The 24,499-nt window shown below is 70.6% G+C and carries 25 protein-coding genes and 1 pseudogene; 14 read left to right on the forward strand and 12 right to left on the reverse strand.

Annotated elements, in window-relative coordinates; genetic code table 11:
* Nucleotides 1-8: 8 nt before the first annotated feature.
* Together AABA78_RS24785 and AABA78_RS24790 are read right to left on the reverse strand one after the other, a co-directional pair.
* Nucleotides 9-506, reverse strand: a complete 498-nt coding sequence (locus tag AABA78_RS24785) for a YajQ family cyclic di-GMP-binding protein (protein WP_120578719.1) — start codon at nt 504-506, stop codon at nt 9-11.
* Nucleotides 507-536: 30 nt separating this feature from the next.
* Nucleotides 537-2,177: a ribonuclease J gene (locus tag AABA78_RS24790; RefSeq protein ID WP_338266403.1), complete on the reverse strand. Its 1,641-nt coding sequence runs from the start codon at nt 2,175-2,177 to the stop codon at nt 537-539.
* Between the two features lie 148 nt (nt 2,178-2,325).
* On the opposite strand from AABA78_RS24790, the gene AABA78_RS24795 reads away from it, so the two are divergent.
* The 4 genes and pseudogenes from AABA78_RS24795 to AABA78_RS24810 all read left to right on the forward strand — a co-directional run bounded on the left by AABA78_RS24795 (nt 2,326) and on the right by AABA78_RS24810 (nt 5,298).
* Nucleotides 2,326-2,730 carry a BlaI/MecI/CopY family transcriptional regulator gene (locus AABA78_RS24795; protein ID WP_370469482.1) on the forward strand — a complete coding sequence of 135 codons (405 nt, stop codon included), beginning with the start codon at nt 2,326-2,328 and terminating at the stop codon, nt 2,728-2,730.
* Nucleotides 2,731-2,825: 95 nt separating this feature from the next.
* Nucleotides 2,826-3,422 (forward strand): annotated as a pseudogene (locus tag AABA78_RS24800) (tail length tape measure protein); the annotation flags it as partial.
* A 164-nt stretch (nt 3,423-3,586) separates the two neighbouring features.
* The gene (locus AABA78_RS24805; protein ID WP_338266404.1) at nt 3,587-4,318 is read left to right on the forward strand and encodes a lytic transglycosylase domain-containing protein; all 732 of its coding nucleotides are present in this window, start codon (nt 3,587-3,589) and stop codon (nt 4,316-4,318) included.
* Nucleotides 4,319-4,497: 179 nt separating this feature from the next.
* Nucleotides 4,498-5,298, forward strand: coding sequence for a hypothetical protein (locus tag AABA78_RS24810; RefSeq protein ID WP_338266406.1), 801 nt, complete (start codon nt 4,498-4,500; stop codon nt 5,296-5,298).
* 43 nt (nt 5,299-5,341) lie between these two features.
* Here AABA78_RS24810 and AABA78_RS24815 read toward each other — a convergent pair whose 3' ends face one another.
* The 3 genes from AABA78_RS24815 to AABA78_RS24825 form a co-directional block, all read right to left on the reverse strand.
* Nucleotides 5,342-8,164 (reverse strand): AAA family ATPase, encoded by a 2,823-nt coding sequence (locus tag AABA78_RS24815; protein WP_338266408.1) that lies wholly within the window; start codon nt 8,162-8,164, stop codon nt 5,342-5,344.
* Nucleotides 8,165-8,256: 92 nt separating this feature from the next.
* Nucleotides 8,257-8,799: an HNH endonuclease gene (locus AABA78_RS24820; protein ID WP_171413143.1), complete on the reverse strand. Its 543-nt coding sequence runs from the start codon at nt 8,797-8,799 to the stop codon at nt 8,257-8,259.
* A gap of 210 nt (nt 8,800-9,009) precedes the next feature.
* The gene (locus AABA78_RS24825; RefSeq protein WP_338266410.1) at nt 9,010-9,168 is read right to left on the reverse strand and encodes a hypothetical protein; all 159 of its coding nucleotides are present in this window, start codon (nt 9,166-9,168) and stop codon (nt 9,010-9,012) included.
* 139 nt (nt 9,169-9,307) lie between these two features.
* Here AABA78_RS24825 and AABA78_RS24830 point away from each other — a divergent pair, with 139 nt between their 5' ends.
* The gene (locus tag AABA78_RS24830; RefSeq protein ID WP_338266412.1) at nt 9,308-9,802 is read left to right on the forward strand and encodes a MarR family winged helix-turn-helix transcriptional regulator; all 495 of its coding nucleotides are present in this window, start codon (nt 9,308-9,310) and stop codon (nt 9,800-9,802) included.
* Nucleotides 9,803-9,814: 12 nt separating this feature from the next.
* Here the strand turns inward: AABA78_RS24830 and AABA78_RS24835 are convergent, their stop codons facing one another.
* Complete coding sequence (locus tag AABA78_RS24835) at nt 9,815-11,788, reverse strand: S9 family peptidase (protein ID WP_338266413.1); 1,974 nt, start codon at nt 11,786-11,788, stop codon at nt 9,815-9,817.
* 145 nt (nt 11,789-11,933) lie between these two features.
* Between AABA78_RS24835 and AABA78_RS24840 the strand changes: the two genes are divergently transcribed.
* Entirely contained in the window at nt 11,934-12,386 is a 453-nt protein-coding gene (locus AABA78_RS24840) for a GFA family protein (RefSeq protein ID WP_338266415.1), read from the forward strand.
* Between the two features lie 3 nt (nt 12,387-12,389).
* Here AABA78_RS24840 and AABA78_RS24845 read toward each other — a convergent pair whose 3' ends face one another.
* Nucleotides 12,390-14,045 (reverse strand): FAD-binding dehydrogenase, encoded by a 1,656-nt coding sequence (locus AABA78_RS24845; RefSeq protein ID WP_338266416.1) that lies wholly within the window; start codon nt 14,043-14,045, stop codon nt 12,390-12,392.
* A 102-nt stretch (nt 14,046-14,147) separates the two neighbouring features.
* Between AABA78_RS24845 and AABA78_RS24850 the strand changes: the two genes are divergently transcribed.
* From AABA78_RS24850 to AABA78_RS24860, 3 genes are all read left to right on the forward strand, one after another.
* Nucleotides 14,148-14,384 (forward strand): DUF1059 domain-containing protein, encoded by a 237-nt coding sequence (locus AABA78_RS24850; RefSeq protein WP_338266418.1) that lies wholly within the window; start codon nt 14,148-14,150, stop codon nt 14,382-14,384.
* Nucleotides 14,385-14,451: 67 nt separating this feature from the next.
* Complete coding sequence (locus AABA78_RS24855) at nt 14,452-15,156, forward strand: class I SAM-dependent methyltransferase (protein ID WP_338266420.1); 705 nt, start codon at nt 14,452-14,454, stop codon at nt 15,154-15,156.
* Nucleotides 15,157-15,234: 78 nt separating this feature from the next.
* Complete coding sequence (locus tag AABA78_RS24860; protein ID WP_338266422.1) at nt 15,235-15,801, forward strand: DNA-3-methyladenine glycosylase I; 567 nt, start codon at nt 15,235-15,237, stop codon at nt 15,799-15,801.
* 12 nt (nt 15,802-15,813) lie between these two features.
* Here AABA78_RS24860 and AABA78_RS24865 read toward each other — a convergent pair whose 3' ends face one another.
* A complete protein-coding gene (locus tag AABA78_RS24865) occupies nt 15,814-16,152 on the reverse strand; it encodes an SAF domain-containing protein (protein WP_338266424.1) in 339 nt (112 codons plus the stop codon).
* Nucleotides 16,149-16,580, reverse strand: a complete 432-nt coding sequence (locus tag AABA78_RS24870; RefSeq protein WP_338266425.1) for an SAF domain-containing protein — start codon at nt 16,578-16,580, stop codon at nt 16,149-16,151. The genes AABA78_RS24865 and AABA78_RS24870 overlap by 4 nt, the downstream gene beginning before the upstream one ends.
* 105 nt (nt 16,581-16,685) lie before the next feature.
* Here AABA78_RS24870 and AABA78_RS24875 point away from each other — a divergent pair, with 105 nt between their 5' ends.
* From AABA78_RS24875 to AABA78_RS24895, 5 genes are all read left to right on the forward strand, one after another.
* On the forward strand, nt 16,686-18,149 hold the full coding sequence (locus AABA78_RS24875) for an alpha/beta fold hydrolase (RefSeq protein WP_338266427.1): 1,464 nt from the start codon (nt 16,686-16,688) through the stop codon (nt 18,147-18,149).
* Nucleotides 18,150-18,206: 57 nt separating this feature from the next.
* Nucleotides 18,207-18,593 carry a VOC family protein gene (locus tag AABA78_RS24880; RefSeq protein ID WP_171413134.1) on the forward strand — a complete coding sequence of 129 codons (387 nt, stop codon included), beginning with the start codon at nt 18,207-18,209 and terminating at the stop codon, nt 18,591-18,593.
* Between the two features lie 95 nt (nt 18,594-18,688).
* On the forward strand, nt 18,689-20,302 hold the full coding sequence (locus AABA78_RS24885) for a hypothetical protein (RefSeq protein ID WP_338266430.1): 1,614 nt from the start codon (nt 18,689-18,691) through the stop codon (nt 20,300-20,302).
* Between the two features lie 3 nt (nt 20,303-20,305).
* The gene (locus AABA78_RS24890) at nt 20,306-20,716 is read left to right on the forward strand and encodes a hypothetical protein (protein WP_338266432.1); all 411 of its coding nucleotides are present in this window, start codon (nt 20,306-20,308) and stop codon (nt 20,714-20,716) included.
* A 44-nt stretch (nt 20,717-20,760) separates the two neighbouring features.
* On the forward strand, nt 20,761-21,843 hold the full coding sequence (locus AABA78_RS24895; RefSeq protein ID WP_338266433.1) for a hypothetical protein: 1,083 nt from the start codon (nt 20,761-20,763) through the stop codon (nt 21,841-21,843).
* Nucleotides 21,844-21,856: 13 nt separating this feature from the next.
* Here AABA78_RS24895 and AABA78_RS24900 read toward each other — a convergent pair whose 3' ends face one another.
* The 3 genes from AABA78_RS24900 to AABA78_RS24910 all read right to left on the reverse strand — a co-directional run bounded on the left by AABA78_RS24900 (nt 21,857) and on the right by AABA78_RS24910 (nt 24,490).
* Entirely contained in the window at nt 21,857-23,068 is a 1,212-nt protein-coding gene (locus AABA78_RS24900; RefSeq protein ID WP_338266435.1) for a glycoside hydrolase family 19 protein, read from the reverse strand.
* A 169-nt stretch (nt 23,069-23,237) separates the two neighbouring features.
* Nucleotides 23,238-23,984, reverse strand: coding sequence for a type 1 glutamine amidotransferase domain-containing protein (locus AABA78_RS24905; RefSeq protein ID WP_338266437.1), 747 nt, complete (start codon nt 23,982-23,984; stop codon nt 23,238-23,240).
* A gap of 44 nt (nt 23,985-24,028) precedes the next feature.
* Entirely contained in the window at nt 24,029-24,490 is a 462-nt protein-coding gene (locus AABA78_RS24910) for a carboxypeptidase-like regulatory domain-containing protein (protein WP_338266439.1), read from the reverse strand.
* Nucleotides 24,491-24,499: the final 9 nt, after the last annotated feature.

Here is a 24,499-nt window from a genome sequence, read left to right on the forward strand (position 1 = left end):
AAGGGGCCCTAGTCGCGGAAGTTGGTGAACTGCATGTCCAGGCTCAGCCGGTCCTGCTCCTTGCGGAACAGCGCCATGGCCTCCTGCAGGTCGTCGCGGTTCTTGCCCGTGACGCGGAGCTGATCCGCCTGGATGGAGCCCTGCACCTTGATCTTCGACTCCTTGAGGACCTTGATGAGCTCCTTGGACTTCTCCACCGGGATGCCCTGCTGGAGCTTGATGGGCTGCTTGACGTTGGACAGGCCCGTCTTCTCGATGTCGCCGAACTCCAGCACGCGCAGGCTGATGCCGCGCTTGGCCAGCTTGCCGAGCAGGACCTCCTTGGCGGCCTGGAGCTTCTCCTCGCTGTTGGTCTTCAGCGTGAGCGAGGAATGATCCGGAGCGATGTCGATTTCGGCCTTCACACCCTGGAAGTCATAGCGGGTGCTGAGCTCCTTGCGGGTCTGATTGACCGCGTTGTCGAGTTCAGCCAGATCGATTTTGGAGATGACGTCGAAGGAGGGCATGGGGGGGACCTTTTCGCGCCCTTAACATACCTACACCCGGACGACCAAGGGCACCACCAGGGTCCGCCGGGAGGTGTGCTGCTTGAAGGCCCGCTTCACCGCCTTGACCAGCTCCTCGCGCACCAGGGCGTCGTCCCCGCGGAGCTGGGGGTTGAGCTCCTCGAAGAACGCCCGCGCCTCCTGGGCCACCCGCGACAGCACGCCCTGCTCGTCCGGGCTGAGGCCCTGGCCGGACAGCTGGGGCCCCCCTACCAGCGCCTGGGTGTCGCGCCTCAGCACCACCGCCGCGGCCACCACGCCCGTCTCCGCCAGCCGGTTGCGCTCCACCAGCGTCTCCGGCGTCACCACCCCGTCCCCGGAGCGCTCCATCATGATGCGCCCCGTGGGCACGCTGCCAGTGAAGCGGCCCCGCCCCTCCTCGAACGTCACCACGTCCCCGTCGTGCGCCAGGAGCAGGCCCTCCGGCGCCATGCCAGCCTCGCGCGCGGTGGTCAGGTGTCGGTGCAGGTGCCGGACTTCCCCATGCACGGGGACGAAGTTGCGGGGGCGGACCAGCTCCAGCACCCGGCGCTGCTGGGGGCGGCTGGCGTGTCCGGAGACGTGCACGCCGGGCTCCACCTGGGCGTAGACGATGCGGGCGCCGCGCCAGTGCAGCTGGTCCAGCAGCGCGCCCACGGAGCGCTCGTTGCCGGGGATGGGGCGGGCGCTGACGATGACGGTGTCGCCGGGCTCCAGGCGCACGGGCCCGTCGCCATTGGCCAGCTGGGTGAGGCCCGCGCGCGGTTCACCCTGCGCGCCGGTGGTGAGCACGGCCACGCGGTGGGGCGCGAGCTTCGGCACGCTGTCCAGGTGCACGAAGAGCGAGTCGGGCACGTCCAGGTAGCCCATCTCCCGCGCCAGCTCCACGTTGCGCACCATGCTGCGGCCCTGGAGCGCGACGAGCCGGCCGGTGCGCTCGCACAGCTGCAGCAGGTGGCGCACGCGGTGGAGGTTGGAGGAGAACTGGGCCACGACGATGCGGCCCTTCGTCTCGTGGAAGAGGCGCTCGAAGGTGGTCTGCACCACGCGCTCGCTGCCGGTCTCCTCCACGTGCTCGGAGTTGGTGGAGTCCGACAGCAGGCACAGCACGCCTTCGTCGCCCGCCTCGCCCCAGCGCTCCAGGTCCGTCTTGAGGCCGTCGATGGGGTCGGGGTCCAGCTTGAAGTCACCCGTGTGGATGACGGTGCCTTCGGGCGAGCGGACGATGAAGCCCACCGCGTCCGGCACGGTGTGCGTCACGCGCGTCGCCTCCACCTTGAAGACGCCGCCCACGGGGAAGGGCGTGCGCGGCTCGATTTCGCGCAGGTCCGCCTTCACGCCCAGCTCCTCCAGGCGGTTGCGTGCGAGCGCCAGCGTGAAGCGCGTGCCGTAGATGGGGACGGGGACTTCGTCCAGCAGGTAGGGGAGCGCGCCGATGTGGTCTTCGTGGCCGTGCGTGAGCAGCACGCCCTTGAGTTGGGCCGCGTTGCGCTTCAGGTGCGTGAAGTCCGGGACGATGATGTCCACGCCGGGCATTCCCGACGTGGGGAACATCAGGCCGGCGTCGATGAGCAGCATCTCCCCACGACAGGCGAGCACCATGGCGTTGAGGCCGATTTCGCCGAGGCCGCCCAGAGGTATGACGTGGAGCATGTGCCCGGGAGTCTAAGGGCCCGGCTCCTCCGGTGCGTGGGAATCCGTACACCCCGCCCGCGCGAGCCTCCGCCCGCCTGCTTGACGGAATCCAACTAAAGGCTTAGTTGTGTTTGAACTAAGGTTTTAGTTCGAAGCCGGGGAGGCCATGCCCGTGACGAAGCCGCCGTCCGCCGAGGAGTCCAAGCCGCTCACGCCGGTGGAGCTGGAGCTGATGCAGCTCGTGTGGAAGCTGGGGGAGGTGAGCGTGGCGGACGTGCTCGCGGCGCTGCCGCCGGAGCGCAAGCTGGCCTACACGTCGGTGTCCACGGTGCTGCGCATCCTGGAGCAGAAGGGCGTGGTGCACAGCCGCAAGGAGGGGCGGGGGCACCTGTACTCGGCGCGGCTGTCGCGCGAGGCCTACGAGGCCCAGAGCGTGCGCCACCTGGTGGCGACGGTGTTCGACGGGACGCCTTCGTCGCTCGTGGCGCGGCTGGTGGAGGCGGTGCCGCTGTCGGCGGAGGAGGTGGAGCAGATCCGCAAGCTGCTGGGCAAGAAGGGGGGCCGGGGATGAGCGCCTTCGTCCGGGACGTGCTGGCCGCGTACCTCACGGCGGCGGCGCTGGTGGCGGTGGGCTTCGGGCTCTTGCGCGCGGTGCTGGCGTTGGGGATGGAGCGGAGGCTGGACGCGCGGCAGACCCTGCGCGTGGGGCGGGTGACGCTGGGGCTGGCGGTGCTGCTGCCGTTCGTGGGGCTCGCGGCGCGGGAGTGGCTGCCGTCGGCGCCGCTCTTCACGTTCGAGCGTTCGCTGGTGCGCCATGTCGCGCCGCTGACTCCGGCTGAAGCACGGCCCGTGCGCGGCGCCGTGCAGGAGGCTGCGTCGTCGGGTCCGGGGCTGCCTTGGGCGTCGCTTGGATTGGGTTTCTTGGGCGTGGGAACATTGGCGTTCCTGGCGTGGGAGCTGCGGCGGTACGCGCGCTTGCGGCGGAAGCTGGAAGCGCTGCCCGTGCTTCGCCGCGTGGGGCGGGTGCGCGTGGTGCTGGGCGACGCGGCGGAGGGCGCGTTCTCCGTGTGGTTCCCCGGTGACGGCGCGTGGGCGGTGGTGCCGTCCGGCGTGCTGGAGGACGCGGAGGCGCTCCGCCTCACGGTGCGGCACGAGCTGCAACACCACCGGCAGCGGGACACGGTGCTCGCGTATGCGCGGCTGGGGTTCGACAGCGCCTTCTTCTGGAACCCGTTCGCCCGGGCGTTCTCGCGGTGGTTGGCGGAGCGTCAGGAGTTCGCCTGTGACGAGGCGCTCGTCGCCGTGAAGCGCGTGTCCCGGAGGCGTATGCGCGGTGCCTGCTCCAGGCGTCGCTGCGGGTCCCGGTTGCCTTCTCTCTTCCCGCCGGTGTCACCGGCATGTCCCACCCCACCGTCAGGAGGATCCGCATGTTGTTCCAGCCCCGTCCCCGCAGCTCCGTTCGCACCCTGGGTCTGTCGTTGTCGCTGGCGTTGGTGCTCGCGCCGCTGGCGCTGTGGGCACAAGGCGCGGTGCGGGGGCGCGCGGTGTCGCTCACGGAGGCGCGTGCGCTGGCCGATGCGGGTCGCAAGGAGGGGGACCTGCCCGTGGTGGTGGATGCCGCGGTGGTGGAGCAGCTCAACAGGTTCGTCACCACGCCGAAGGGGCGCGACTTCATGCGCAAGGCGCTGGCGAACCTCCAGACGCACCGTGAGGCGATGACGGGTACGCTGCGTTCGCGCTCGCTGCCGGAGGAGTTGCTCGCGGTGGCGATGGTGGAGTCGGCGGTGAGCAACCTGCCGGAGACGTCCCGCGAGCCGTCGATGGCGCCGGGACAGCGGGGCGCGGGCGTGTGGATGTTCATTCCGGAGACAGCGCGTCGCTACGGCTTGAAGGTAGAGGCGGGGCGCGACGAGCGGCTGGACGTGGCGCGGGAGACGGAGGCCGCCGCGACCCTGTTCCAGGCGCTGTATGCGCGCTACGGCGACTGGCGGCTGGCGCTCGCGGCCTACAACCAGGGCGAGGGCGTGGTGGACCGCGTCCTCGCGGAGACCGGCGTGCGCGACGTGAGCGAGCTGGTGCGCACCGGCAAGCTCAATGGCTACACCGCCACGGTGCAGGCCGGAGTGCTGCTGCTGCGCAACCCGCACCTGCTCGACTGAGCGTGGGGGCGCGATGCCTGTGTGCGGCATGTGAACGCCGCGCCATGCCGCGTTTCCCGGGCCCGGACGCCGCATCTGTCATGCATCCGGGGAATGTCCCCGCCACACCGGGGTTCAGGTGCGCGCCACCCTGCTTTCGCGCGAGGATGGCGCGCTCGGTGCCAGGGGTGGGAAACGCCATGAAGATCGTCGCGCTCGTTCGTCCGGCCGGTGAAGTACCGGAAGCAGCTCAGGTGCTCGCCGCAGCGGCGGGCATGGCCCCGGCGGAGGCCCGCATGCGGTTGGCGCCGGAGCCTCCCGCCCTGCTCGCGCGCCTGGCTCCCGATGCCGCGGATGCCCTGGTGAAGACCCTCCAGGACGCGGGGCTCGCGGCGCTCACCATCGACGAGTCGGAGACCGCGGAGCGCGTCACGGCACGCACCGTGACGTTCGGCTCCGCGCAGGCGACGTTCACGCCTCGCGCGGGGGCTCCGCTCACGATGGCCTGGGAGGACGTGACGGTCATCCTCCGGGGCGCGTCGTCCCTGCGCACGCAGAGCGAGCACACGGAGAAGACGACGCAGGTGGCGCTGGGGGCGGCGCTGATCACCGGCGGCCTGAAGATGACGAAGACGACGGAGAAGAGCGTGCGCGGCGCCTCGGAGGAGACGTCGCAGCTCATCTTCGTCTTCGACCGCGACGGCCGGGGCGCCGTGCTGCCAGAGGTGGGCTTCGACTTCTCGTGCCTGGGCCCCGCCATGCAACCGTCGCGCACCGCGAACATGGTGGCCCTGGCGCGCCTGATGCGCGAGCGCGCGCCGGGCGCCTTCTACGACGAGCGACTGCTGCGGCTGGGACGCCGGCCCCTGCCTTTCGTGCTGGGCGGAGCGGTGCAGGTGGTCAGCGGCGCCACGTCCCACTCCCGCATCAACACCGCGCAGGGCCTGGACGTGCTCGCGGAGGCCATGCGCCTGGGCGTGGCTCGGGGCTATCTGCCCTGACCTTGCACGTGCGGCGAGGCTGGCCCCGGCTGGCCCTGCCCGCTCAGGGGAGCGGGGGGGAGGACTCCGGGGGAGGCCGGGAGATCCACGCGGCGATGAACACGTCCAGCTCCCCGCGCATCACGTCCTTCACGCGAGGCGTCCCGGCGCCCGTGCGCGGATCCTCCACGCGCGCTCCTCGGCCCAGGAAGTAGCGGCGGGCCTCGTCGGTGCTGGCGCCCTGGCCGGCGACGACGCGCGCGGCGATGCCCTTGAGCTCGTCCAGTTCCCCGGCGCCAATGAGCGTGAGCACGCGGCCGGTGGCCTCGTCCTTCGCGGTGACTTCGTTGCGCACGCGCTGGAGGTACTCGCCCTCGCGGCTCTTCACCGGACGGCCCTCCAGCACCAGCAGCTCCCGCTCCACCTCCTCCAGCGGCCCGCCCCGGTGCACGCGCACGTACGCGCGCTGGCGCTTCTCGTCCTCCAGGCGGCGGTGCAGCCCCGCCTCGCCCGCGAGGAAGCCGTACGCGCCCGGCCCGGCGATGCGCACCACCACGCGCGCGGGTGCGTCCGCCTCCGCGACGGCGGTGGCCTCGTAGCCCCGGCGCTGCGCCCAGCCCAGGTACATGGTGGCCAGCTCCTGCACCCACACGTTCTGCAGTTCCGACGTGTCGCTGGCGCAGATGTCCACCAGCGCCTCGTTGTCCAGCGTCGTGGCCCCGGCGGCCCGCAGCGCCTCCGCCATCTGGACCTCGCGCGCGACCTCCTCCACCTGCTTCGCGGCGGAGCCGAGCTGCATCTCGTTCTTCGCCTCGCGCACCAGCCGCCGACCGAAGAGGCACGCGGCCTCCAGGCGGTCCAGCTCTCCCAGCTGCGCCTCCACCGTGCGGAAGGCGCGGATGACGTCCGCCGCGTGCAGCGGGTCGTCCCAGAGGTTGGGCGCCTGCGTCTCCGCGAGCAGCGCGGCGCGGCGCACCTCCAGCTCCGGCCGTCCCGTGGACGCGGCGAGCGCGCGGGCGCGGCCCACCAGCCGGTCCATCTCAATCAACAGCGACTTGCGGTCCAGCCGCCGCTTCACCGCCGCGGCCTTCGGCGTGGGCAGGAGCAGCTGCGCCGTCACCTCGCGGGGAGGCGGCACGGGCTCCGCGACCGCGACCACGCGGCCGCCAGGACGGGCCTCCACGCGCACGGGCGTGCCCGGCGGCAGCGGCCTGCGGGCGATCTCCACCGCGAGCGCCGCGGTGAGCGTCTTCTCGATTTCACGCTGCAGGTAGCGCGCGCCGAACTGCGGCGAGTAGCCGCGCTCCACCAGCCGGTCCACCACCTCCGGCGTGACCTCCACGTCCAGGGCGCGGGCGCGGATGCCCTCGCGCTCCAGCACGCGGCCCACCTCGCGCTGGGCGATCTTTCGGATGTCCACGCGCGACAGCGGACGGAAGTGGCAGATGGCGTCGAAGCGGTTGAGGAACTCCGGGCGGAAGGCCTCCGCGATGCGGCGGTCCACCTCCGACACCTGCTCCTCGGCGCGCTTGTGCGCGGCGAAGCCCAGGCCCGCCTCGCGGTACACCTCCGAGCCCACGTTGGACGTGGCCACGATGAGCGTGTTGTTGCACGACACCGCTTCACCCGCGCCGTTGACGAAGGTGCCCTCGTCGAAGAGCTGGAGGAAGCGGTCGTGCACGCTGCGCGCGGCCTTCTCGAACTCGTCCAGCAGCAGCACGGTGAACACCTTGCCGTCGAGCAGCGCGGACAGCTCACCGCGCCGCGTCTCCAGCGCGGGCGCCCACGACGCGCCGAAGGGGACGCTCTCGTCGCCGTCGTTGGGGTAGTCCGCCATGTTGAGGCGCACCAGCCTGTCGGCGGAGCCGAAGAGGTACTCCGCCAGCAGCTTCGCCAGCTGCGTCTTGCCCACGCCCGTGGGCCCGGCGAAGAGGAACACGCCCAGCGGGCGGCGCGGGTCGTTGAGCCCCGCCTTGAGCAGCGCCACCGAGCGCAGCACCGCGGCCACCGCGTCCGTCTGGCCGAGCAGCCGCTCCCCGAAGAAGCGCTCCGTCTCCTCCAGGTCCAGCGGCATCGCGTCGTCCACGACGAAGCGGGGCAGGCGCGTGGCGGCGCAGAAGCGGGTGAGCACGTCCTCCGGCCCCACGTGGTCGCGCGCCACGCCCGCGGCCTCCGCCGCCGTCTCCTTGAGCAGTTCAATCGCCTTGCGCGGCATGTGCTGCGCCAGGAGGAACTTCGCGGACAGGCGCAGCGCCAGGTCGCACGCGGCCGGGTCGATGGGCAGCCGCAGCTCGCGCTCCAGCTCCTCCGCCACGCGGCCGACGATCCAGCGCGCCTTGTCCAGCGGCGGCTCGTTGAGGGGCAGCAGGTGGAGCCGCTCGGCCAGGGCCTCGTCGGCGCGCAGCAGCTCCTGCACGCGCTTGGGTTCGGTCTCGAAGATGAAGCGCAGGCCGCCGGTGCGCAGCGCGCGCACGGCCACCGGGGCCAGGGGGCCGCCCAGGGCCACCGGCAGGTCGCGGATGTAGACGATGGGGCAGGGGTGGCGCCCCAGGTGGATGAGCAGCTCCTCGAAGGACTCCGCGGCCTGGCGCTGGGTGCTGCGCGCCAGGATGTTCGCGACGGACACCTCCACGAGCCGCGCCTGGGCCAGCTCTCCGTCCACGCGCCCTTCGGCGATGCGGCGGGCCACCTCCTGCACGAGCGCGCTCTTGCCCACGCCGGGCTCGCCCGCCAGCAGCGGGTGCTTGCCTCCACGCGCCAGCAGCCCCAGCACCTCCGTCACGGCGGTGTCCACGCCGTGGGCGGCCGGCAGCTTGCCCTCGCGCGCCATCGCGGTGAGGTCGCGGTCGATGAGCCGCTCCTGGTCTTCGCTCTTCCTCGTCGCCATGGTGTGGTCCGGAACGCCCCCTCGACGTGCGGCACTCTAACCGTTGCGGCGCGGAAGCGAAGTCCCGGCCCATTTCCGCGTGGGCCTGGACCTTACGCTTCCAGCTCCGTGTGCCAGTAGGCCACGTCCCTCAGGAACTTGCGCCAGGACAGGGGCAGGCCCTTCTCCACGAGGAACGACACCACCAGCGCGTCCGGCAGCCGCTTCGGCTTCGCGGGCACGGTGCGCAGCGTCATGCGCGCCTGGGCCGGGGTGCGGTTGCCCTTCTTCTGGTTGCAGGGCACGCAGGCGATGACGATGTTCTCCCAGCTCGTGCGGCCGCCCTGCGCGCGCGGCATCACGTGATCATACGTCGCCTCCGGCCGGGTCACCTTGCGGCCGCAGTACTGGCAGCGGCACTGGTCGCGCTGGTAGACGTTCTCGCGGCTGAAGCGCACGCCGCGCGGGCCCTTCCACAGGGCGCGCACGAAGCGGATGACGGACGGCATGCGCAGCTCCACCGTCACGGAGCGGATGACGCGGTCCTCGTACTCCTCCACGACCTCCACCTTGCCCTGCACCAGCAGCATGACGGCGCGTTGCCACGGGATGCGTGCGACGGGTTCGTAGGACTGGCTCAGCACCAGCGTTTCCATGACACGGGGCCTTTCGGGCGGAACAGGCCGCCAGGGAGTCGAACCCTGCTCGTCCGGTTTTGGAGTCCAGACGGCACCCGGTGCGCGGCCTATGGGGGAACTGGGAAGCGGAGAGGGAGCGCGGGAGCCCGGACGCGAAGAAGGCCGGGTTCCCTTGTCGGGAGCCCGGCCTCCAGGGCCATGCCTCGTCAGGGACAGAGCAGGGCGCCTTCAGGAGCCGGGCGAGGCGAGGCGATAGGACGCGAAGTCCCGCCAGCGGCACGTGGAAGGAGCGGTCGCCGGGCTGGGACGCGAGGACGCATCGATGCCGTGACCGGAAGGATTCAGGTGCTTGAGGTTCATCGGGGCCTGCTTCGTCGCCTGGCGCATCGGGACCGCTCCTTTCGCTCCCAGCGACGGCGGCGGAAATTCAGTCCTGACAGGCGAGCAGGCAGGACGTCGGGCCTGGCCGGTGCGGACCGGGGCCCTTCGAGCCGCCACCTCCGGCGTGCCTATACTCCGCTCTGCGATGTCCCAGGACGACCCCCAGCGCACCCCTTGCAACTGCCTGGCGCTGCGGCAGGCCAGCCGCCACGTCACGCAGTTCTATGATCAGGTGCTCGCGCCCAGCGGCCTCCGGACGACGCAGTACTCCATCCTCCAGCGCGTCCAGGCCCAGGGCCCGCTCACCGTGAACGCGCTGGCGGATCAGCTCGTCATGGATCCGTCCACGCTCACCCACAACCTCCGGCCTCTCTTGAAGGACGGCTTCGTGGCGCTGGAGGTGGGGCGCACCGACCGGCGCCAGCGCGCCGTCGCCATCACCGCGGAGGGGCAGGCCGTCTACCGCAAGGCCCGGCCCCTCTGGCTGCGCGCCCAGGCCGACTTCGAGCGCGCGGTGGGCGACACCCAGGCCTCCGCGTTGCGCGACCTGCTGGCCGCCGTCGCGCGGACCTCGCTGGGCGGAGCCGAAGCGGCGACGGAGGTCCCCTCCGCTCCCGGAGCCCGCTCCCGTCGCCGTTGAGCGCTCAGGCCCTCAGGGCTTGGGGGCCGTGGCGGTGGCGGGCTTGAGGTAGCGGTCGAGGAACTCCAGGGTGCGCCGGTCCACCTCCGCCTCGTTCTTCTTCTTCTTGAAGCCGTGGCCCTCGTCGGGGAGCAGCAGGTACTCCACGGGGACGCCGTTCTTCTTCACCGCCGCGACCATGTCGTCCGACTCCGCCTGGAGGACGCGCGGGTCGTTGGCGCCCTGGACCACGAACAACGGCTTCTTGATCTTGTCCGCGTGGAAGAGGGGGGAGATCTCCTTGAGCATCGCCTCCTGCTTCTCCGGGTCGCCTATCTCCTGCATCATGGCCTGACGGAAGGCGCCCCACTCGGGCGGCATGCTCTTGAGCGTGCGCAGCCAGTTGGACACGCCGAAGACGTCCACGCCCACGTCGAAGGCGTCCGGGTGGAAGGCGAGCGCCGCCAGCACCATGTAGCCGCCGTAGCTGCCGCCGAGGATGGCCACGCGCGAGCCGTCCACGTACGGCAGGCTGGCCAGGTACTTGCGGGCCTCCACGCAGTCTCGCAGCGGATCCTTGCCGTGCTTCTGGTCGTCCGCCTTGAAGAACGTCTTGCCGTAGCCGGAGCTGCCCCGGTTGTTGATGCCCAGCACCACGTAGCCGTGGTTCACCAGGTACTGGACGAAGTTGTGGTAGCCCCGGGTCGTCTCTCCGCCTGGACCGCCGTGCACGTAGACGATGGCGGGCGCCTTGTTCTGGGCCGTGGCCTGGTGCGGCTTGAAGAGCAGGTTGGGGATCTCCATCCCGTCGAAGGACTTGAAGCGCACCACCTGCGCGTCCACCAGGTCCTCGGAGTCGAGCTCGCGGCTCATCGTGTCCGTCACGCGCGTGGTCTTCTTCGTGGCCAGGTCCTGGACATAGAGGTTCGCGGAGGAGCGGTCCGTCTCCAGCAGGACCGCCAGCTGCTTCTCGTCACGGGAGAAGACGGACTCGGAGATCATCCCGGGTGGGAACTGCGTCAGCGGAACCTGGGTGCCGGTCTTCATGTCGTGCAGGCGCAGCTCGAAGCCCGCGTCCACGTTGATGATGGAGTCGCGGAACGCCCCCGAGTGCGAGAAGGAGGTGCCGACGATGTCCCAGTCCGCCTTCTCCACGTCCTCCCACTTGCCGGCCTCCTTCGCCGGGCGCACCACGCGGGTGAACTCCGAGCCGTCGTTCGTGAGGACGTACAGCTCCCCGGTCACGGGGTGGATGTCCCCCACCCGGTAGATGGCCGTGCCCGTGTGGGGCGTGAGGTTCTTCAGCGTCTTGGTCGCGACGTCGTAGCGCCACACGTTGCCGTCCGACGTGGTGACCGCCTCCTCCAGCGCCACCCAGCTCTCGTCTGGAGCCACGCCAGCGACGCCGAACCCCTTGTCGTTCTGGGCCAGGAGCGTGCGCGCGTACGTCTTCGCGTCAACGCGGTACACGTCCATGGCGCCCGGGTCGCGCTCGTTGGTGGTGATGTAGAACGCGCTGTCGTCCCGGCTGAAGCCCAGGAAGCCGGCGGCGCCCTTCTTCATGGGCGTGAGGTCCTTCTCCTTGCCGTCCGGCGTGCGCACGTAGACGTGCGTCTGCTCATCCCCGCCCTTGTCGTGCATGAAGAGGATGCGGTTGTCGCGCGGGAAGGCGCCGACGACGCGGATGCTGTCCGTCTTCGAGCGCGTCAGCGCCGTGGGCTTGCCCCCGCCCACCGGCACGCTGTGCACGTTGAAGATGCCGGACGCGTTCGACGAGAAGAGCAGTTGCTTGCCGTCCGACGTGAAGACCGGGGCCATCACCTCCGTGGACCCCATGAACTGCTCCACCGAGTACTGCTTCGGCATCCGGGCCGCCGGGGCGCCCGTGGCCGGCTTCACCGCCGGAGCGGGCTGCGTGGCGGGTGGCGCGGCGGGCGGAGCGGCCCCCAGCAGGGGCAGGAGCAGCGTGGGCGCGACAAGGCGGGACAGGGACTTCCAGACGTTCATGGGGCCTCCGGGAGCGGCGGACAGGGGGACTCTGGGCCAGCCTCCGCCGGGTTCAACAGAGGGCGGCGACAAACCTGACATAAGGCTGTCACGGCCCGGGGCGACATTGATTGCGTTCCCACAACGCGGCACCGGAGAAATCGCCATGACCCAGAACGACACCCAGCTGAAGAACCCTGCCCAGCGCGGCCTCCACACCTACGCGGGCGGCTGCCTGTGTGGCGCCGTGCGTTACGAGGCCACCGTGGACCTGGCGGGCGTGAGCCGCTGCAACTGCACCATCTGCATGAAGTACGGCTACGGCGGCGGTGCGGGGATGAAGCCTGACGCCTTCCGCCTCCTGAAGGGCCAGGAGGCCCTCAAGAAGTACGGGCGCGACGGCAGCCCCAACACCCGCAGCTTCTGCGGGCGCTGCGGCGTCGTGTGCTTCGGTGACGGCGACGTCCCGGAGCTGGGCGGGAAGTTCGTCTCCATCTACGTCAACACGCTGGATGACGTGGACCCGTCGCTGCTCACCTTCGGGTACTGGGACGGCCGGCACGACAACTGGGCGGCCGGGATGCGCTCCACGCCGTGGCCCTTCCAGGCCGTCGCCTGAGGCCTACACACTCCCCGCCGCGGCCCGGCCCGCGGCGCGGCCGGAGAAGATGCAGCCGCCCAGGAACGTGCCTTCCAGGGCGCGGTAGCCGTGGACGCCACCGCCTCCGAAGCCGGCCACCTCGCCTGCCGCATAGAGCCCCGGGATGGTCTGTCCCTTGGCGTTGAAGACGCGGCCCTGGAGGTCGGTCTCGAAGCCGCCCAGCGTCTTGCGCGTGAGGATGTTCAGCTTCACGCCGATGAGAGGCCCCGCCTTGGGGTCCAGGATTCGGTGCAGCTTCGCGGTGCGCACCAGCTTGTCACCCCGGTAGTTGCGCGCCTGCCGGATGGCCGCGAGCTGCAGGTCCTTGCTGAAGGGGTTGTCCAGCTGCATGTCGCGGGCCTTCACCTCGCGCTCCACCGTGGTGAAGTCCAGCAGCGGGGTTTCCGTCTTCGCGTTCATCCCGGCGACCAGGTCGCGCAGGTTGTCGGAGACGACGAAGTCCTCGCCCTTCTCCTTGAAGGCCTCCACCGGGCCCATGGCCTTCTTGCCCACGGCGCGGTTGAGCACACCCAGCCAGTCCTTGCCGGTGAGGTCCGGGTTCTGCTCCGAGCCGGAGAGCGCGAACTCCTTCTTGATGATCCACTGGTTGAGGATGAACCAGGTGTGCTCGTGGCCCGTCTTGAGGATGTGCTCCAGCGTGCCCAGCGTGTCGAAGCCCGGGAACAGCGGCGGCGGCAGGCGCTTGCCGGTGGCGTCCAGCCACAGCGAGCTGGGGCCCGGCAGGATGCGGATGCCGTGGCGGGGCCAGATGGGGTTCCAGTTCCGCAGCCCCTCCGTGTAGTGCCACATGCGGTCGCGGTTGATGAGGCGCCCGCCCGCGGCCTCCGTGATGGCGATCATCCGGCCGTCCACGTGGTCGGGGACGCCTTGGATCATGAACTTCGGCGCGGGGCCCATGCGCTGGGGCCACGCCTTGCGGACCAGCTCGTGGTTGCCGCCGATGCCGCCGGACGTGACGATGACCGCGCTCGCGCGCAGCTCGAAGTCACCCACCGTCACGCGCGAGCTGCTGGCGCCACGAGGGACGTCCGTGGGCTCCAGCCGCATGCCGCGCACGCCCACCACCGCGCCGTTCTGGGTGAGCAACTCGTCCACGCGGCAGCGGAAGTGGAAGGTGAGGGTGCCCTTGGCTTCGGCCGCCTTGGCCCGGCGCACGAAGGGCTCCAGCACGCCGGGGCCGGTGCCCCAGGTGACGTGGAAGCGGGGGACGGAGTTGCCGTGGCCCACGGCGCCGTAGCCGCCGCGCTCCGCCCATCCCACGACGGGGAACCAGCTCATGCCCTGCTGCACCAGCCAGGGGCGCATCTCGCCCGCGGCGAAGGCGACGAAGGCCTCCGCCCACTGGCGCGGCCAGTGGTCCTCCTCGCGGTCGAAGCCGGCGGTGCCCAGCCAGTCCTCCATCGCGAGCGCGTGCGAGTCCTTGATGCCCATGCGCCGCTGCTCGGGCGAGTCCACGAGGAACAGGCCGCCGAACGACCAGAACGCCTGGCCGCCCAGGTTCTGCGGCCCCTCCTGGTCCACCACGGCGACGCGCTTGCCTGCGTCCGCGAGCTCGGTCGCGGCGACGAGTCCGGCGAGCCCTCCGCCGACGACGATGACATCCACTTCCTGTCCCATGCCGTGCCTCCCGGTCGCACCTGGCGCGCGGATGATAGCGGCTCGCGCGGATTGCGCATGGCCCTTCACATGCGCACTTCAGAAGGAGGAGGTGAATCAGCCATGTCACGCAAGACAATGGATTGTCGGGAGGCCCCGAGTGAGTCCAACTGCTCGCTGACCATCACCGGCGAGGAGGACGAGGTGATGCGGGCGGCGGTGGAACACGCCATTTCCGTCCACGGCGAGAAGGACAGCCCCGAGCTGCGCGAGATGATCCGGGTCTCGCTCAAGGACGAAGAGTCGTCCGTGGAAGCACCCATCCGAAACCCCGAGCCGGCGCAGCCGGGCATGCAGTGAAGCGCCCGGGGACGAGCCCGGAGGCAAGCCGGGCGCCACGGCGCTCCGGAGGGTAGACTCCCCGCGCATGGACTCCGGAGCGAAGGGCAACGCGGGACCGCTGGGCCATGACGCCTCCGCCTACGCGCAGCGTCAGGAAGGGCTGTCCCCGGAGCCGCTGCGGGACGCGGCCTGGAGCGTGGCGGGGCAGCGGGCCTTCGGCGTGGTGCTCGACGTGGGGTCGGGCAGTGGCGGGTGGATCCGCCGGCTGCAGCGCAACCCGGCCGTCGAGCGCATCCTCAGCACGGACATCCACGACGCGGGCGCCAGCCGCCTGCCGGGCGTGGAGTTCCAGCAGCGGGACGTGTCGCGGGACGCGCTGCCGTGGGGCGACGCGTCGGTGGACTGGGTGTTCGCCATCGAGGTGCTGGAGCATCTGGCCAACCCACGCCACTTCGTGAAGGAGGCCTTCCGCGTGCTCAAGCCCGGAGGCCACCTCTTCTTCACCACGCCCAACAACGACAGTCTGACGGCACGGCTGTCCTTCCTCGTCCGGGGCTACTTCCCCGCGTTCTGCGAGCAGGACTACCGGGACTCGGGGCACATCACCCCCATCACGGAGCTGGACGCGCGGCGCATGGCCGCGGAGGCGGGCTTCCAGTCCATCGACTTCGACTACCCGCTGCCCGGGCGCATCCCGCGCAGCAGCGTGTACTGGCAGCGGCTCCTGCCAGGGCTGCGCGGCCGGTGGTGGAGCGACGGGCTGTTCGCGCTGCTGACCCGGCTCCGCTGAAAAAGGCGCACGCGGGGACTGGCCGCCTGTTCAGGCTCCATGCTAGCCCTGCCTCGGGCCACGAGCCGGAGGGAGCGGATGCAACAGCGTTGCGTGTGGGTGGGGACGGATCCGCTGTACCAGACCTACCACGACGAGGAGTGGGGCGTGCCGGTGCGCGACAGCCGCGCGCTCTGGGAGATGCTGATGCTGGAGGGCTTCCAGGCGGGGCTCGCGTGGATCGTCATCCTGCGAAAGCGCGAGGCCTTCCGGAAGGCGTTCAAGGGCTTCGACCCGAAGGTGGTGGCGCGCTTCACGGAGAAGGACGTCACGCGCCTGATGGCGGACGAGGGCATCGTCCGGGCCCGCGCGAAGATTGAAGCGACCATCGGCAACGCGCGCGCCTACTTGAAGATGCAGGAGGCGGGCGAGGACTTCTCCTCGTTCGTCTGGGGCATGGCGGGCGGAAAGCCCATCCGCAATGTCTGGAAGGGCCGGGGCGACGTGCCGGCGAAGACGGAGCTGTCGGAGGCGTACTCCAAGGCCTTCAAGCAGCGCGGCTTCAAGTTCGTGGGGCCGGTCATCGTCTACGCGTGGATGCAGGCGACGGGCATCGTGGACGACCACACGGTGGACTGCTTCCGGCACGGCGTGCGGCACCGCTGAGGCGCCCGGGGTTCACGGCGCCGGGCAGGAAGGCACGGCGAAGCTGGTCCAGAGCAGGGGGGCGCCCTTCTCCACGGGGACGGTGACGGCCTTGCCGAGCACCGCGGCCCGGTCCGGGCCCAGGACCCAGGCGGTCGTGAGGAACTGCCTGGGAATGCCCGTCGCCGTGAGGTCCACGCTCGTGAGCACATGTCCTGGCGGGACGTCGTGCGTGAGCAGGAGCGCGGGCTGTAGCCCCCAGGCCCCGTCGACCTTCGCCAGATACTTGCGAGCCATGACCGTGCCGAACGTCCCGGCTCCCAGGAGGCTGACGAAGAGGCCCACGCCGATTCCTCGAATGAAGGGGCTCATGGCGTCTGGGCTCCCGACAGCCGCTCACGAATCGCTTCCACGGAAGCGTCGGTCCGGGAGGGGGCGGAGCGCTCCCGGAGCTGCTGGTCGCACTCGGCGGTGGGGGGCAGCGCCGTCGTGAGCAGCGGGTCCCCTGCCTTGAGGGGCACCGCGACGGTGTGGGTGAACACATGCTTCGCGGACTCCGGCCGCAAGACCGAGGCAGTGGTCAGCTGGCTCGGTACGGAGCGGATCGCGAGGGTCTGGTTGTCCAGGATGTCTCCTGGACGCAGGTCCCTGCTCACGACGAGGACCGGCACCAGGGTCCAACCGGCGCGAGCCTGATCCTCGTCGTGTTTGACCTTGGCGTACGCGAGGAGCCCCGCGAGCACTCCAAAGACAGGCACTCCGATTCCGACCCCCACGAAGAGCCCCTCAATGAATTTCATGGCTCCATGCTAGCGCATCCGCCCAATTCGTTGCAGCCCCGCCGCCTGGACTGCTGCCGTCGTGGCGGTGGACCTGGTCCGCCGGGTGCTGGTTTAACGGAACGCATGCGCTTGCCCCTCTTCGTCGCGGTGCTGTTGCTCTCGTGGAAGGCCGGGGCTGCTGAACCGGCCCCAGTGGTCCCCCGTTTCGAGCCGGGCGCCTGCGCCGTGGAGGTCGCCGCCTCGGAGCGCATCGACTGTGGCTTCCTGGTGGTGCCGGAGAACCGGCACAAGGCAGACAGCCGCCCCATCCGCCTTCCCGTCACCATCTTCCGCAGCCGTGCCGCGAAGCCGCTGGCGGATCCGGTGCTGTTCATGCCCGGGGGCCCGGGCCTCAGCGGGGTCGAGCGCATCACCTCCGGCAAGAACAACGCGCTGCTGGACGAGCGCGACTACGTCGTCCTGGAGCAGCGCGGCGTGAAGTTCGCGCAGCCGTCGCTCCAGTGCCCGGAGACCACCACCCTCAAGGGCGAGATCGCCGCGGGCCGGCTGCGCGGTGTGGCGGCGACCACCGCGCTGACGCAGGCGGCGGGACGCTGCCGGGCGACGCTGACCGCGTCGGGCGTGGACCTGGATGGCTACACCAGCGAGGCCTCCGCGGATGACATCGAGGACCTGCGCAAGGTGCTCGGCGTGGCGCGGTGGAACCTCTACGGCGTGTCGTACAGCACGCGGCTGATGTTGACCGTGCTGCGGCGGCATCCCGGAGGCGTCCGGAGCGTCGTGCTGGATTCGGTGCTGCCGCCGGAGGTGAACTTCGACGAGGTCTCCGCCACGAACGTGCTGCGCGTCCTGAACCAGGTGTTCGACGGGTGCGCGGTGGACCGCGAGTGCGGCGCCCGGTATCCCGACCTGCGCGCCCGCTTCGCGAAGCTGGTGGCCGACGCGGACCGCCGCCCCTTGAAGCTGGCCCTCCGGGCGGCCGGAGCACCGGCGGAGATACGAGGCGCGCAGGTGGTGGAGGCCATCTACTCCGCGATGCACGAACCCATCCAGATCCCCCGCATCCCCAGGCTCATCGTGGACGCCTCCGAGGGGCGCTTGGAGGCCCTGCGCGGGCTGATCAGCGACAACCAGGCGCCTTCGGCCATGGCCTGGGGCCTGCGCTATTCCGTCTGGTGCGCCGAGGAGATGCCGTTCGAGGACGCGGAGCGCATCGCCGCGCAACTCTCGCCCTCCATGGGCCTGGGCGGAGTGAACGAGGGGACGGCCTCACCTCAGGAGTGCCGCGCGTGGAACGTCACCGCCGCGCCCGCCGTGGAGAACACGCCGGTGAAGAGCGACGTGCCCGCGCTCGTCTTCGCGGGCGAGTTCGACCCGGACACGCCTCCGGAGTGGGGCCACCGGCTGCTCGATTCGATGCCCAACGCGTACCCCGTCGACATGCGGGGCCGCAGCCACGCGGCCTCCTTCAACACGTGCGGCGTGAGCATCGTGAAGGCCTTCCTCCAGGACCCCTCGCATCCGCCCGCCGTTGACTGCGCACTCAAGCGGCGCGGCGCGGACTTTTCCCTGAGCGTGCGGCCCTGAACCCAGGCACGCTTCACGCATTGGGCGGAGCCGACGCGACACCCAGGAGACACGGCAATGCGAATCACTGTGACGAGCGTGATGGTGGACGACCAGTCCAAGGCCCTGAAGTTCTACACGGAGGTCCTGGGCTTCGTGCTCAAGGTGGACGTTCCCATGGGCGGGGAGCACCGGTGGCTGACCGTGGTCTCGCCGGACGCGCAGGAGGGCACACAGCTCTTGCTGGAGCCCCTGGCCTTCGCTCCCGCGCGCGTGTACCAGAAGGCGCTGTTCGACGCGGGCATCCCGGCGGCGTCGTTCGGCGTGGACGACTGCCAGGCGGAATATGAGCGCCTGCTGAAACACGGCGTGGTGTTCCACACGAAGCCCACGGTGATGGGCCCCGTCACCGTCGCCATGTTCCAGGACACCTGCGGCAACCTCATCCAGATGGCCCAGGTGTAGCGGCGCTGTATCGGCCGGTCGTCGTATGTCACCCGGTGTCGGACACCGGTTATACCCTGTGTCCTGACAGTTCATGCTTCACACAGGGGGATGTGATGACGATGCGGATCCAGTCCAGGGTTCCGCCGCAGGAGCCTCGCAAGGGGCTCGCGGCGGAGGGGCAGCCGGCGGGAACGGCACGAAACACCGCGGCGCCGGGGACGCCTGCGCGCCCGCCGGAAGTGGCGGCGCGCCGGGCGGGCTTCTCCGAGCAGAGCGCGTTCGTCTCCAAGCAGCCGGACGTGACGTCCACGTTCAAGCGCGAGTTCGGCGCCATGGCGTCGGACAAGCAGAAGTTCCACGAGACGATGCGGACGGTCTACGGCGAGGGCTACGACGCCGGCAAGGCCGAGCAGTACCGGCAGCAGGCCCTGAAGGGCGACTTCGGCTGGCTGCCGCCGGTGCGCACGGTGTCCGCGGAGACGCTGAACGGGGCCAACGGCGCCTACGACGCGGAATCCGGCACGGTGCTCATCAACGCGTCGCTGGATCCGTCGCTGGCGGCCTCCACCTACGTGGAGGAGGCGGGCCACCACCTGGACACGAAGCTCAACACCGAGGACACGCAAGGGGACGAGGGCGAGCTGTTCCGCCGCATCCTGTCCGGCGAGAAGCTGTCCCCGACGCAGGTGGCGGACATCCGCGCGGAGAACGACAAGGGCACCATCGTCGTGGACGGCAAGGCGAAGGAGGTCGAGTTCTGGAACCCCTTCAAGGCCATTGGCGACGCGGTGGGCGGCGCGGCCAAGGCCGTGGGCAACGCGGTCGGCTCGGCGGTGAACGCCGTCGGTAGCGCGGTCACCTCGGCGGCCAAGGCGGTGGGCAGCGCGGTCACCACGGCGGCCAAGGCGGTGGGCGGCGCGGTCAGCACCGCGGCGAGCTGGGTGGGCGGCGCGGCGAAGACCGTCTGGAGCGGCATCAAGACGGTGGCCACCCGCGCGGGCGACGGCGTGCGCAGCCTGGTCACCGGCGCCGTCAGCACCGTGGTGGGCGCGGTCCGCAACGTGGGAGAGGGGCTGGGCACCTTCTTCGGCGGCATCGGCAAGTTGTTCCAGGGCAAGTTCGGTGAAGGCTTCAAGCAGATGGGGCTGGGCCTCTTGAAGACCGTCGTGCAGACGCCCGTGGACGCCCTCCTGATGATGGGCGGCCGGGCGCTGAGCGCCATCCAGACGCTGATTGGCGTGGAGCCGCCCGCGCGCAAGCTGTCGGACAGTGAGATCGCCACGCTGAAGAGCGTCTACGGGGACTCCATCGACTACTCGCAGATGCGCATCAAGGAGGGCAACTCCGGCCTGTTCAGCACCACCGGGCGCGCGTTCACCCACGGCAACACCATCTACATCCCGCCGGACAACCTGCCCCTGACGCCGGACCTGCTGGTGCACGAGTCGGCGCACGTCTGGCAGCACCAGAACGGCGGCACGGATTACATGAGCGAGGCGCTGGTGGCCCAGCACATCGGGGACGGCTACGACTTCGAGAAGGGCCTGGACGCGGGCAAGTCCTGGAGCCAGCTCAACCCCGAGCAGCAGGCGGAGTTCCTCCAGCAGGCGCAGCTCGCCGGCTACTTCGCCAACCCCGCCGCCGGCTTCCACTACAACGGCAAGGACTACACGGCGCAGATCAACGCGGCCGTCGCCCAGGTGCGGGCCGGCCAGGGGGCTCCGTAGGCCATGAGGTCGTCGCGCGTCGCCAGCCTGGGGGGGGTCTGGGTCCTGCTCCTCTTCCTCACCGCGTGCCGTCCGGTCCTCCAGGTGTCCCTGGTGGAGGGCGCGCGGCAACTGCCCGCTCCCCGCTTCCAGGTGGAGGACCCCGAGCATGAGGACCGCCCCCGCTACAACACCGTCCAGGTGCTGGACCGGGCGGGGGAGATGTACTGGCAGCTGCGGGCCGAGCCGTTCGGCGACCTCGCCAGCGTGGCCTCGCTGACGTACGGCGAGGCCCCCCAGGGCTTCACCGTCCTGGACGGGCCCCGGGCACTCCAGCCCGGGGGCCGATACGCATTGTACGTGGTGGGCAAGAACCGGGGGACGCTGCACTTCGACGTGGACGCGGAGGGCCACGTCACCCAGGTCGAACCGTAGCGTCAGGGCCCTGGACCCCCGGGGCGTTGCGCTAGCCTGGGGCCATGTCTTCGGAGCGCAACAGGGGCCGTGCTCGCACGGTGGAGGAGTGGCTGGGCCGGCTCGCCTCGCGCGATGCGGGAGCGCGCGAGGAGGCGCTGTCGGCGTTGGAGGAGTCGCTGGTGTCCGGCGAGCCGGAGTCGCGCGAGCGGACCGCCCGGGCGCTCCTGGTGGAGCTGGGGCGGCCCGGGACGGCGGTCGCGGAGCCCCTGCTGTTCCTGTTGCAGCGCGGCTGGTGGCCTCCGCAGGCGGGCCTCACCGGCCTCGCCGTCCAGAGCGTGCTGGCGGTGCTGGCGCGCATGGAGGCGGAGAGCCCGGCGCTGGAGAACGCTGCGGGGGTGCTCGCCGGGGTGTGCCGGGTGGATGCCTCCCAGCTCGCCGCGCTGGACGGGATGTTCCAGCACCCGAAGGCTTCTGTTCGCGGCGCCATGGCGCGCGTCGTGGGACGGCTGGGCACCGCCGCGGCGTCGGAGCTGCCCCGGCTGCTGAAGCTGCTGGAGGACGAGGAGTCCGTGGCCCTCTCCGCGCTGGAGTCGCTGGCCGCGCTCGCGCCGCTGGCCCCGGAGCTCACCGCGCCCCGGCTGCTGGAGCAGGTGCGCGGGTCGGACGGAGCGCGCCTCTACCTGGCCCTGGTGTCCCTGCGAGGCCTGCTGGATGAGCTGCACGGGGAAGCGCGGCCCGTGCCCGTGCTGCCGGACCTGGAGCCCGCGCTGCTGCGCACGCTGACCGCGCCGGAGGCGCCCATCCGGCAGGAGGCGGCGTCCCTGCTGGGGTTGTCCGGTCCGCTGTCGCCCGCCGCCGTCGCGGCCCTGCGCGAGCACCTCCGGGATGAGAGCCCGCACGTCGCGGCCCGCTCCGCCGTGGCGCTGGTGCGCTCCGGTGCTCCGGCGGCGGAGGCCCTCTTCCTGTTGAAGGGCCAGCTGGGCCCGGCCGCTTCGCGCGAGCTCCAGGAGGCCGCGCTGGCCGCGCTGGAGGACGCGGACCCGGCCCAGCTGGGCCGGGCGAGGGGGATGCTGGAGACGGTGGCTCGCGACGCGGCGGGGCTGACGCGCGAGGCCCTCTACCAACTGCTGGGGCAGCTTCCCTGAGCGCGTGCCACGGCTAGCAGCCCAGGTTGCCGCCGGGGCTCACGCCGAGCATCGAGCAGAACTGGAGGTACTTGTCGATGCGGCTCTGCACCTGGGCGGGGTTGCGGCCGTAGCACTCCACCGAGCCGTTGATGGTGCGGATGGTCTCACCGAAGCCGGCGCCGTTGACGATGGCGTTGTGGGCCGTCATGGAGCCCGCGCCCGTCTGCGTGGTCCAGAACCAGAAGCCCGTGCGCCACGCGGCGTTCGCGTCCTGGGCCAGCAGCTCCGGGTTCGCCTGGAGCGGCAGGCCCAGCGCGTTGCCCGCCGCGCAGTAGTTGCCGTTCCACGACAGCTGCATGGGGCCGCGTCCGTAGTACTGCTTGCCCGGCGCGCAGCTGCAGCCCGGGGGACCCCACGACGTGTCGCAGTAGGGTGCCTTGTTGATCTCCTCGATGTACACGAGGCCGCCCGTCTCGTGCGACACGTTGGCCAGGAAGGCTGCAACCTCGCGCTTGCGCGTGTCCGTGTCACCCGTCGTCGCCAGGCCCGGGAAGCCGTTCGCGGCGGCGATGAGCGCGTCGTAGCTGTAGAAGGCGTTGCGGCTGGGGAACATGGCGTTGAACATGTCGCGGGTGAGGATGCCCGCGAAGCCCGTGCCGCCGCTTCCCCCGCCGGAGACCAGGTCGAACGTCCAGCGCTGGTTGTCGCGGTCCGCGTAGAAGGGGTACTGGACGATCTGGGTGCCGTTGTCGAAGGAGCCCCACGACAGGTCCATGGCCATGCCGGTGTGGCGCACGTGGAAGCTGAACTGCGTGCCGCCCCGGTTGATGAACTGGAACTGCTGGTTGGTGCCGCCGACGTAGCTCCACTGGTGGAGGACGGCGTTCTCCGCGGTGCTGACCCCCGCGATGTCCAGGGCCTTGCCGCTGTTGACGTTGATGATCTTCCAGAACCCGCCCGACGTGGGCGAGATGTGGAACTTCTGCGCGTTGGTGCCGTTGCAGTCCCACTGCTGCACCTTCGCGCCGTCCGCCGTGCTGGACGAGGCCACGTCGATACACTTGTTCGTCCGCACGGAGCGGATGACGTAGTCGCCCTCCGTGATGGTCGACACGACGGCGGCGCTCTCCACCTGGCCCACGGCTCCCGGCGCGGCGTCTCCGGCCTCCGGGCCCGAACAGCCGCCCAGCACGCCCACGACTCCCAGCAACGACAGACCGCGGACCATTCCCTTGTGGCTCATGACGTCTCCAGTGGGTACTTCCGGCAGGTGAAGGAACTCCTAGGAGGTCAGCTGCGCCTCTCAGGGTGACTTTGTTCTTCCGAAGAACAAAGTCACCATGCCTCATGCCACTGGTCGTGATATCCAGTCAATCCGGGGAATCCGAAAGAGGGCGGAGAGAAGAGCCGCTTCACAGGTGCTTCAGGAAGCGCTCCGTGAAGAGGTACGCGTCCCCCGGCCACCGCGCGGAGACGTAGCGTCCGTCCTCCACCACGAAGGCGGGGGCGTGGTCCGTCGCGGTGCCGCGCTTGGACAGGACGCGGGGGCCTCGCTCGAAGTGGCTTGGGTCCGCGAGCGCGGCGACGACCTCCTCCTCCACGTAGGCGGGATAGGTGCGGTAGTAGCGCCCCAGCTTCCACGCGGTCAGCAGGTACGCGGAGCGCTCCATGTACTTCGGCAGGCACGTGGTGCGCGTGCCGTGGAGCACGCTCCGGCCGGTGGCGGGGTCCTTCGTGCGCGCGAGCACCAGCACGCCGTGGCAGATGGCCGCGACGGGCCGCTGGAGCGCCCAGAACGCCGCCACCTTCGCCTGGAGCGCCGCGCTGCCCAGGTACTGCCGCATGCCCGGAGCGTGCCCTCCGGGGAGCAGGAGCGCGTCGAAGTCCGACGGCGTCACCGCGTCCCAGGTGAGGGGCTTCTGGAAGGATTGCGTGAGCGTGACGTCGCCGTAGAAGCGCCGGGGCTCCGGCTCCGCGCCCAGCTTCCCGAAGAGGACGCCCGTGAGCAGCAGCGGATCCGCGGCGGGCATGTGGCCCTTCTCCGTGGCGAACACGACTTCGTGGCCCGCGTCGGTGAGCATGCGCCAGGGCACGGCCACCTCGGTGACGTCGAAGTCGTGGTCAGGCAGCGGGACGAGGACGCGGCGGGCGGAGGCCATGCGGGGAGTGTTTCCCGGGGCCTGGGAACTGACAAGCGGCTCACCTACTTGGACTGGGCAGGGGGGCTCTCGACGGCATGGTCCGTGGAAGCGTCCGGCATCGGCCCCGCATCGAAGCCTGGCGGCGGTGGCCCGCATGCGATGACGACCGGCTCTGCCTTTGAATCCAACTCGACGCGGACCCGGAGGGAGTGCCCCTCCTGGAGCTGGAGGTCCTCGCGCTTGTACGGCTGGTGATCCAGCCAGGCGAACTGCAACGAGTAGCGTCCTGGATCCAGGAACGTAAAGCGGAAGTTCCCCTGCGCGTCCGTGATCACGCTCTTCTCCCCCGGCGGAAAATTGGCGGGCGAGTTCAGGCTGACAACCACATCCATGATGGGTTTCCGGGTGTGGACGTCGATGACGGTGCCGAAGATGGTGTTGCCATGGTTGGCGGACTGGGCCTGCGCAGGCTCGGCGGACAGCCACAGCATGAGGACCGGCAGGACGTGGAGCAGGGACCTCATCGGGGAACC

The sequence above is a fragment of the Corallococcus caeni genome, from assembly GCF_036245865.1.
Lineage (GTDB): Bacteria > Myxococcota > Myxococcia > Myxococcales > Myxococcaceae > Corallococcus > Corallococcus caeni.